The sequence below is a fragment of the Oscillibacter sp. CAG:155 genome, assembly GCA_000436875.1.
GTDB lineage: Bacteria > Bacillota > Clostridia > Oscillospirales > Oscillospiraceae > Oscillibacter.
Genome location: FR890850.1, coordinates 19726 through 27735, shown reverse-complemented (window position 1 = coordinate 27735; position 8010 = coordinate 19726). Strand labels below are relative to the sequence as shown.

The following is an 8010-nucleotide window of genomic DNA, read 5'->3' as shown; positions in this document are numbered from 1 at the left end:
TCCTTGCCCAGCAGGTTCTCCTTGGGAACGATGCAGTCGGTGAAGACGATCTCAGCGGTGGGAGAACCGTGCAGGCCCATCTTCTCCTCGTGCTTGCCCACGGAGAAGCCGGGGAAGCTGCTCTCCACGATGAAAGCGGAGATGCCCTTGGTGCCCTTGGAGGGATCGGTCATGGCAAACACCACGAACACGTCGGCAACATAGCCGTTGGTGATGAAGATCTTGGAACCGTTCATCACATAGTGATCGCCCTCCAGAACCGCAGTGGTCTGGGTCTTGGAAGCGTCGGAACCGGCGTTGGGCTCGGTCAGGGCGAACGCGCCCACCTTGTGGCCGGTGGTCAGCATGGGCAGATACTTGGCCTTCTGCTCATCGGTGCCGTGGGTCAGGATGGGATCGCAGCACAGGCCGTTGTGGGTGGCCACGATGTCGCCGGTGGAGGCGCACTGCTTGGAGAGCTCCTCGATGCAGATGGCGCTGGCCAGAGGATCGGCGCCTGCACCGCCGTACTCCTTGGGCACGCACATGCCCATGACACCCAGGTTGAACAGCTTCTCGATGTTCTCCCGGGGATACTGGCTGGTCTTGTCGGTCTCGGCAGCGATGGGCTTGACTTCATTCTCAGTGAATTCCGCCATCATCTTCCGGATCAGCTGGTGCTCACGGCTCAGATTGAAATCCATGATCTATACTCCTTTATGTCAAATTTTGAAACGCCAATTAGGCAGGATCACAAGTTTTAGGGATTCCGCATTGTGGAATCTATTTTCAAATCTGTTCCAGGGGAAAGGGGGCCTGGGAAGGGCCCCCAAACAGAAGGGAACAGAGGATCTACCCGCGGGGAGTCTGGCTCCCCGCAGACAGGGAAGGGCAATCAGTCGATGATGCCGGCGATATCCTTAGCCAGCTGCTTCTTGCCCTGGATGTTGCCCTGACGGGCGATCATGATGCGCTGGGCCTGGGGAGAACCAGCGCCGTGCATGGACTCGGTGCGGTAACCGACAGCCGCGGCACCCAGGCACATGTTCTCCAGGAAACGCATGATACGCTGGCGGGACTCGGTGGGAACACCCTCGCGGGCGGCAAAGAACTTGTTGCAGATGTCGCCGATGGTCTCGCCGTTGCGGCCGACCACAGTCTCGGAATGGAAGTCCTTCTGAGAGGGCATGGTGACCATCAGGCCGCCGGCCACATCCTCAGCCAGACGCACGATCTCATAGGGGAACCGGGTAACATTCTGCTTGCAGACGTTGGCCAGCAGCAGATCGATCTGATAGTTGCCCGCCTTGGTCTTGAAGCCCTGGCTGGAGCAGGCGATGCCGCAGCAGTAGAGGGTCTCGTTCAGGTGGGTCATCTCGATGAGCTTGTCCTTGACGGCGCTGGCCTTCTCCACGCCGTTGTACTCGGCAGCAAGCGCCGTGGCGCCGATGACCACATCGCCCACGCCGACCTTGCAGCCGCCGTAGCTCTGGCGATGATAGCCGGCGAAGCGCTCCACCATCATGCCGGCGAACTCATACTCGCCGTTGAGGAAGATGTATTCGTTGGGGATGAACACGTGGTCCAGCACCACCAGGGCCTCCTGGCCGCCGAACTTGGCGTTGCCCACATCAATGGAGGCGTCCTCCTCCAGCTTGCGGGTATCGCAGGACTGACGGCCGTAGATCATGTACATGCCCTCAGCGTCAGAGGGGCAGGCAAAAGAGACTGCCCAATCCTTATCCGCCTCGCTCATGGAGATGGTGGGCATGAAGATATGCCAGTGGCTGTTGACGGAGCCGGTCTGGTGGCACTTGGCGCCGCAGACCACGATGCCGTCGGGACGGCGCTCCACCACATGCACGAACATGTCGGGGTCAGTCTGGTCATGGGGAGCCTTGGAACGGTCACCCTTGGGATCGGTCATAGCGCCGTCCACGGTCAGGTCGTTGTCCTGCACCATGGTCAGGAACTTCTTGAAATTCTCATGATAATGGGTGCCGTACTTCTCGTCCACTTCGAAGGTGGTGGAGAACACGGCGTTGAAGGAGTCCATGCCCACGCAGCGCTGGAAGCAGGAAGCGGTCTTCTGGCCCAGCAGGCGCTGCATCTTCACCTTGTTGATCAGGTCCTCGGTGGACTGATGCAGATGGGTGAAGCGGTTGATGGTGTGACCGGTCAGGCTGGACTTAACGGTCATCAGATCCGCGTACTGGGGATCCTGGGCCAGGGCGTAGGTCATGGCGACGCAGTTGATGCTGGGACGGATCATGGGGTGATCCACCCAGTTGTCGATCTTCTCGCCGAACATGTACACCCGCGTTTTCAGCTGACGCAGGCTCTCAATGTACTCCTGGGGTGTCTTCAGTGCCATTTTGTCTGTTCCTCCTGTTTTTCCCTTTTGTTTTTATGCAAACATTTACACAATGTTGGTCGCTCTTCAAAACTCTTCCTGCCCAAGTCCCATGGGACCCGGCCGGAAGATCCGCTCATCCATCAGCTTGAGATCCTCGGAAATCCGGGGCATGAACGCCATCTGGTCCAGGATCTGGGTCTGCAGATCAATGCCCGGTGCGATCTCGGTCAGTGTCACGCCGCCGTTTTGCAGGGCGAACACGGCCCGCTCCGTCACATACAGCACCCGCTGACCCCGCCGGACAGCATAGCTGCCGGAAAAGGTGACCTGCTCCACGGCGGAAACGAACTTGCGCACGTCCCCCTCCTTCCGCACCACCAGCTTGCCGTCTTCGCAGACAGCGTCAAGCCCGTGGGCGGTAAAGGTTCCGCAGAACACCGCTGTCCCGGCGTTCTGGCTGATGTCGATGAAACCGCCGGAACCGACCAGCCGCCCGTGGAAACGGGAGACGTTCACGTCTCCTCCCGGCGCGACCTCGGCCATGCCCAAGCAAGCGATATCCAGGCCGCCGCCGTGGTAAAAATCAAACTGTACATTCTGCGGCAGGATGGCCGCGGGATTTGCGGCACCGCCGAACTGGGTGCCGCCTCTGGGCACGCCGCCGATGCTGCCGGCTTCCACTGTCAGTGTCAGCGCGTCCGAGAGACACTCCTCCGCCGCCACATGCGCCACCCGCTCCGGTATCCCGACGCCCAGATTCACCACCGCTCCCGGCCGCAGCTCCATGGCCGCCCGCCGGGCGATGACCTTCCGCGCGTCCAGGGGAAGGGGTTCCGGCGCATCTGCCGGGACCCGGAACTCTCCGGTCAGGCTGCCGTCATAGGCGGCGTCCATACACTGCTGGTGCTCTGTCTCTGATCCTACCACGAGTGCGTCCACATAGATACCGGGAATGACCACCAGTTTTGGGTCCAGCGTGCCGCCGGCGACGATTTTTTCCACCTGCACGATGACCTTGCCGCCGGAGTTTCGGCAGGCCTGGGCCATGGCGGTGAGGTCCGTCGGGCCAATCTCCCGGTGAGCCGTACAGTTTCCGTATTCATCGGCCCAGCTGGCCCGGAGAAAGACGGCGTTTATCGGAAAGCAGCGGTAGAGCAGGCACTCCTGCCCCTCCACCTCCACCAGCTTCACCAGGTCTTCCTTCGTCCGTCCGTTGAGTTTTCCACCCTCCAGCCGGGGGTCCACAAACGTATGTAATCCCACTTTGGAAAAGGTGGCCGGGTTGTGGGCGGCAATATCCCGGTACATATGAGTAATGACGCCCTGGGGCAGGTTGTATGCCTCAATCTCGCCCGACAGTGCCAGTGCACCCAGCCGCGGGGTCCGATCCCAGTGGCCGCAGACCACCCGCCGGACCATGCCGGCATGGCCATAGTGATCTCCGCCGGTACCGTTTCGGTTTCCATGTCCCGCGCCGAAAAACAGCGTCAGGTCCCGGGGGTGCCCCGTCTCCAGAAACCGCTGCTCCAGTGCGGAGGACAATGCTTCCGGGCAGGCACTGCTCACGAATCCTCCCGACGCCAAGGTATCGCCGTCCCGCACCAACAGGGCGGCCTCCCGGGGAGTGAGGACCGGTGTTTTTCTCATGTCCGCCCGGCAGCGCTCACTTGTTGTGGAAGGTTGCGGAACGCTTCTCCAGGAACGCAGTCATGCCTTCCTTCTGGTCCTCGGTGGCATAGCACATGGCAAACATCTCGTTTTCCAGAGCGATACCATCGTCCAGATCCATCTGCATGCCCCGGTCAATGCAGGCCTTGGCATACTTCACGGCGATGGGGGCGTTCTTGGTGAAGGAACGGGCCATCTCCAGTGCGGCATCCATCAGCGCCTCAGGTGCGCAGACCTCATTGACAAGACCGATGGCCTTGGCCTCGTCGGCCTTGATCATCTTGCCGGAGAAAATCAGCTCCTTGGCCTTGCCGATGCCCACCCGACGGGGAAGCCGCTGGGTACCGGAGAAGCCGGGGATGATGCCCAGGCCCACCTCGGGCTGGCCGAACTTGGCCTTCTCGGAAGCCAGAATGATATCGCAGGCCAGCGCCAGCTCGCAGCCGCCGCCCAGGGCGAAGCCGTTCACTGCGGCGATGGTGGGGATCTCCAGCTTTTCCAGACGGCGGAACACGGAGGAACCTCTCCGGGCCCACTTCCGGCCGGCATCCAGATCCATGGGGCACTGCTCACCGATGTCGGCGCCGGCCACAAAGGAGCGGCCCTCGCCGGTGATGATCAGCGCGCCCAGGGTGGCATCCCGCTCGATCTCGCCCACCAGAGGCTCCAGCTCGTCAAACACGGCGGAGTTGAGCGCATTGAGCGCCTCCGGGCGGTTGATGGTAATAATTCCAATGTTGTCCTGTTTCTCATAGCGAATGGTCTGCATGGAAGTATTCCTCCTTGATTTCAGTGCGGCATTTGCTGTCGCTGCGTATGTGCTCGTTCTAAATTATAAGCAATTACCGTGCCAAGTTTTACAGGCGGATTTCCCGGTTTTTGATGCCACTTTCTGTGTATTTTACCTAAAATTATTTGCCTGTTTCATACATTTTACCAAGTTAGTAAGCAGTTCTCCGCAGCATCTATTCAAAATTGAATAACCGCATCCGCTGTGCTCCCCGTTTCTCAGATGCGCTTTTTTGTGTGAGCCGCCAAATTATTTTCCTCCTTTTTCCAGTTTCAGCGCAAAGCGGCGAAACTTTTCGAAACTTGGCTCTTTTTATTCACTTTTGAATATGGTATACTCATTTTTGAATAGAACACATCCGCCCTCAAGCGGAGAAAGGCAGGCAGTACGTGTCACAGGAAACCTATCTCAGTCATCTCCTGGACGAGGATATTAATCTAAAGGGGCTTTTTGAAATTCTCAGCCCGGAAAATAACCTGGTGCTGGCAGACGATATGATGCTCTCCGATTCCAAGGGCACCATTTTACGGGTCAGCGAAACCTATGAACACAACTTCGGCTTTGCCCACGGCTCCATTGTGGGCAAGTCCGCCTTTGATCTGGAGGCGGACGGCACTTTTCAGCCCTGCATCACAGCGGAGGTGATCCGCCAGCGGAAAAAGGTCGTCACCACCCAGACCATCAACCACACCCACAAAAACGTCATGACCGTGGGAATCCCGCTGTGTGACGGCAGCGGGGAGCTCAAATACGTGGTGTGCTTCAACACCGTCTCCCTGGAACAGATCAACACCATTCAGCGTAACTACCAGCATCTGCAGGATTCCTTGCAGCAGTACTCCCAGGAGATCGCGGAGCTGCGCACCCGGGCCACCTCCACCTCCCTGGTGTTCAAGAGCAACTCCATGCAGCGGCTGTGGACGCTGATGCAGAATACTGCCAACACCAAGGCCAACATCCTCATCACCGGCGAGACCGGCGTGGGCAAAAGCGCCATCGCCAAGGCCATCCACAAGATGAGCAACCGGGCCGATGGCCCCTTCATCGAGGTCAACTGCGCCGTGCTCCATGAAAATCTGATCGAATCCGAGCTCTTCGGCTATGAGAAGGGCGCCTTTACCGGTGCTTCTTCCACCGGAAAGATCGGCAAGATCGAGCTTGCAAACCACGGCACACTGTTTCTGGACGAGATCGGTGAGCTTCCCCTTCACATCCAGTCCAAGCTCCTCCAGCTCATCCAGGAAAAGACCATCGAGCGCCTCTCCGGCAACCGGCGGATTTCTCTGGATTTCCGGCTGATCGTGGCCACCAACCGGAATCTGGAGGAGGAGGTTCAGCGCGGCCTGTTCCGTTCAGACCTCTTCTACCGCCTCAATGTCATCCGCATCCACATCCCGCCCCTGCGCTCCCGCAAGGAGGACATCTTCCCTCTTGCCCATCAGTTCCTGGCCCGCTTCAGCCGCGAGTATGGAAAGAACTTGACCTTCAGCCCCCGCTTCCTGGCCTTTTTGGAACAGTATGACTGGCCTGGCAACGTCCGGCAGCTGGAAAATCTGATCGAACGGCTGGTCATTACCGTCCAGGACCCCATCATCGACACCACGGCCCTGCCTGTCGAATACACCGGCGACGCGGTGCCCCCGGCGGAGCTGCTGGCCCAGCGGGGCTCTTTGGCAGAGCGGATGGATGCCTACGAGGGAGAGATCATCCGGGATACTTACCGCCGCTGCGGCACGACCGTGGCGGTGGCCCGAGAGCTGGGGATCTCCCAGGCCACCGCAGCCCGTAAGGTCGCCAAATACGTCAGCGGCAAGGGCGGAGAGAGGAGAAGCTCATGAGCCTGGTCACCTTAAAAACCGAACTCCGGCAGGAGCTCAAGCTGACGCCGCAGCTGCTCCAGTCCATGGAGGTCCTGCAGATGAACGTGCAGGACCTGGCGGAGTACCTGGGGCGCGCCAGTGAGGAAAACCCTCTGCTGGAGGCGGAGAGCCCCGCCAGCCTGCAAAGCGCATACGCCCAGCTGCGCCGGGCAGCCAGCTGGCTGGACGCCGGCCCGCACAGCGGCACCTTTCTCCATGAGGAGGGCGCCGTTCCGGAGCGGGGCGCCGCAGACCGGGAGACGGAGAGCCTCGCCGCCTTCCTCCGGGATCAGCTGGAACGGCGCCACCTGGCCAAGCCTTTACTGGCGCTGTGCGTATATCTGGCAGAGCTGGTGGATGAGGACGGCTATCTGACACCGGAGGATCTGGAGAGCCTGGAGGATCTGAAGCTGCCCCAGGAGCTGACCGACCAGGCCCTGACGGAACTGCAGTCTCTGGACCCGCCGGGTGTGGGTGCCCGGGATCTTTCAGAGTGTCTGGTGCTGCAGCTGCGGCGCCAGGGCGCCTGTCAGGCATCCATCGACATCGCCTCTCAATTCCTGCCGGAGCTGGGCCGGAAGCACTACGGTCCCATTGCCAAGGCACTGGGCATCACCGCCGAGGAGGTTCAGGCGGCCGAAAAGATCATTGCCGGATTGGACCCGCACCCGGGACGCGCCTTTCAGCCGGCGGAACCCACCGTCTATGTCCAGCCGGATGTCTTTATTGTGGAACTGGAGGGACAGCTGAAAGTGGTACTCAACGACTACTATCTGCCCCGGATGTCCATCAGCAGTTACTATGCCCGGCTTCTCAAGGAGTCGGATGACGCGAAAACCCGGGCGTACCTTCGGGAGAAGATGCGGCAGGCAAAATGGCTGCTGGGCAGTCTGGAACGGCGGGGCAGCACGCTGCGGCAATGCGCTGAGGCCATCCTGGAAGCCCAACGTCCCTTTTTTGCCGGGGAAACCGCGGAGCTTACACCCATGCGGCTCTCCGCTCTGGCGGTCCGGCTGGGGGTCCACCCCTCCACCATCTCCCGCACTGCCCGAGGCAAATATCTCCAGTGCCGCCAGGGTACATATCCGCTGCGGTACTTCTTCAGCCTTGCCGTGGGAGAGTCCGGTCCCTCCCGCCAAGCCATCAAGCACAGACTGCTGGAGCTGGTGCAGAAGGAGGACCCCCACCACCCCCTCAGCGACCAAAAGCTGGCCCAGCTTCTGAGCACCCAGGGCGTCCAGGTGGCCCGGCGGACCGTAGCCAAATACCGCCTGGAGCTGGGGCTTGGAAGCTCCACCGCCCGGAAACGAATGTAAAAAAGCGCCTCCGTCCAGTGGGACGGAGGCGCTTCGATTTGT

At 60.3% G+C, this 8010-nt stretch carries 6 protein-coding genes; 2 read left to right on the top strand and 4 right to left on the bottom strand.

From position 1 onward, the window contains the following. The 4 genes from QZL67_RS02225 to QZL67_RS02210 form a co-directional block, all read right to left on the bottom strand. Window positions 1–683, bottom strand: a 683-nt coding sequence (locus tag QZL67_RS02225) for an acyl-CoA dehydrogenase family protein (protein ID WP_292919690.1), incomplete at its 3' end; no start/stop codon positions are given. Window positions 684–874: 191 nt separating this feature from the next. Continuing rightward, window positions 875–2353, bottom strand: coding sequence for a 4-hydroxyphenylacetate 3-hydroxylase family protein (locus QZL67_RS02220; RefSeq protein WP_022289150.1), 1479 nt, complete (start codon window positions 2351–2353; stop codon window positions 875–877). Between the two features lie 66 nt (window positions 2354–2419). Continuing rightward, window positions 2420–3982: an acyl CoA:acetate/3-ketoacid CoA transferase gene (locus QZL67_RS02215; RefSeq protein ID WP_022289149.1), complete on the bottom strand. Its 1563-nt coding sequence runs from the start codon at window positions 3980–3982 to the stop codon at window positions 2420–2422. A gap of 16 nt (window positions 3983–3998) precedes the next feature. Then, window positions 3999–4772 carry an enoyl-CoA hydratase-related protein gene (locus tag QZL67_RS02210; RefSeq protein WP_022289148.1) on the bottom strand — a complete coding sequence of 258 codons (774 nt, stop codon included), beginning with the start codon at window positions 4770–4772 and terminating at the stop codon, window positions 3999–4001. Between the two features lie 410 nt (window positions 4773–5182). On the opposite strand from QZL67_RS02210, the gene QZL67_RS02205 reads away from it, so the two are divergent. Further along, entirely contained in the window at window positions 5183–6631 is a 1449-nt protein-coding gene (locus QZL67_RS02205) for a sigma-54-dependent Fis family transcriptional regulator (RefSeq protein WP_022289147.1), read from the top strand. Next, complete coding sequence (rpoN, locus tag QZL67_RS02200) at window positions 6628–7968, top strand: RNA polymerase factor sigma-54 (protein ID WP_022289146.1); 1341 nt, start codon at window positions 6628–6630, stop codon at window positions 7966–7968. The genes QZL67_RS02205 and rpoN overlap by 4 nt, the downstream gene beginning before the upstream one ends. The last annotated feature ends 42 nt before the right edge of the window (window positions 7969–8010 follow it).

Coding starts and splice junctions, on each gene's coding strand:
- QZL67_RS02210 (WP_022289148.1), bottom strand. CDS start 4,772: ATGCAGACCATTCGCTATGAGAAACAGGACAACATTGGAATTATTACC.
- QZL67_RS02220 (WP_022289150.1), bottom strand. CDS start 2,353: ATGGCACTGAAGACACCCCAGGAGTACATTGAGAGCCTGCGTCAGCTG.
- rpoN (WP_022289146.1), top strand. CDS start 6,628: ATGAGCCTGGTCACCTTAAAAACCGAACTCCGGCAGGAGCTCAAGCTG.
- QZL67_RS02215 (WP_022289149.1), bottom strand. CDS start 3,982: ATGAGAAAAACACCGGTCCTCACTCCCCGGGAGGCCGCCCTGTTGGTG.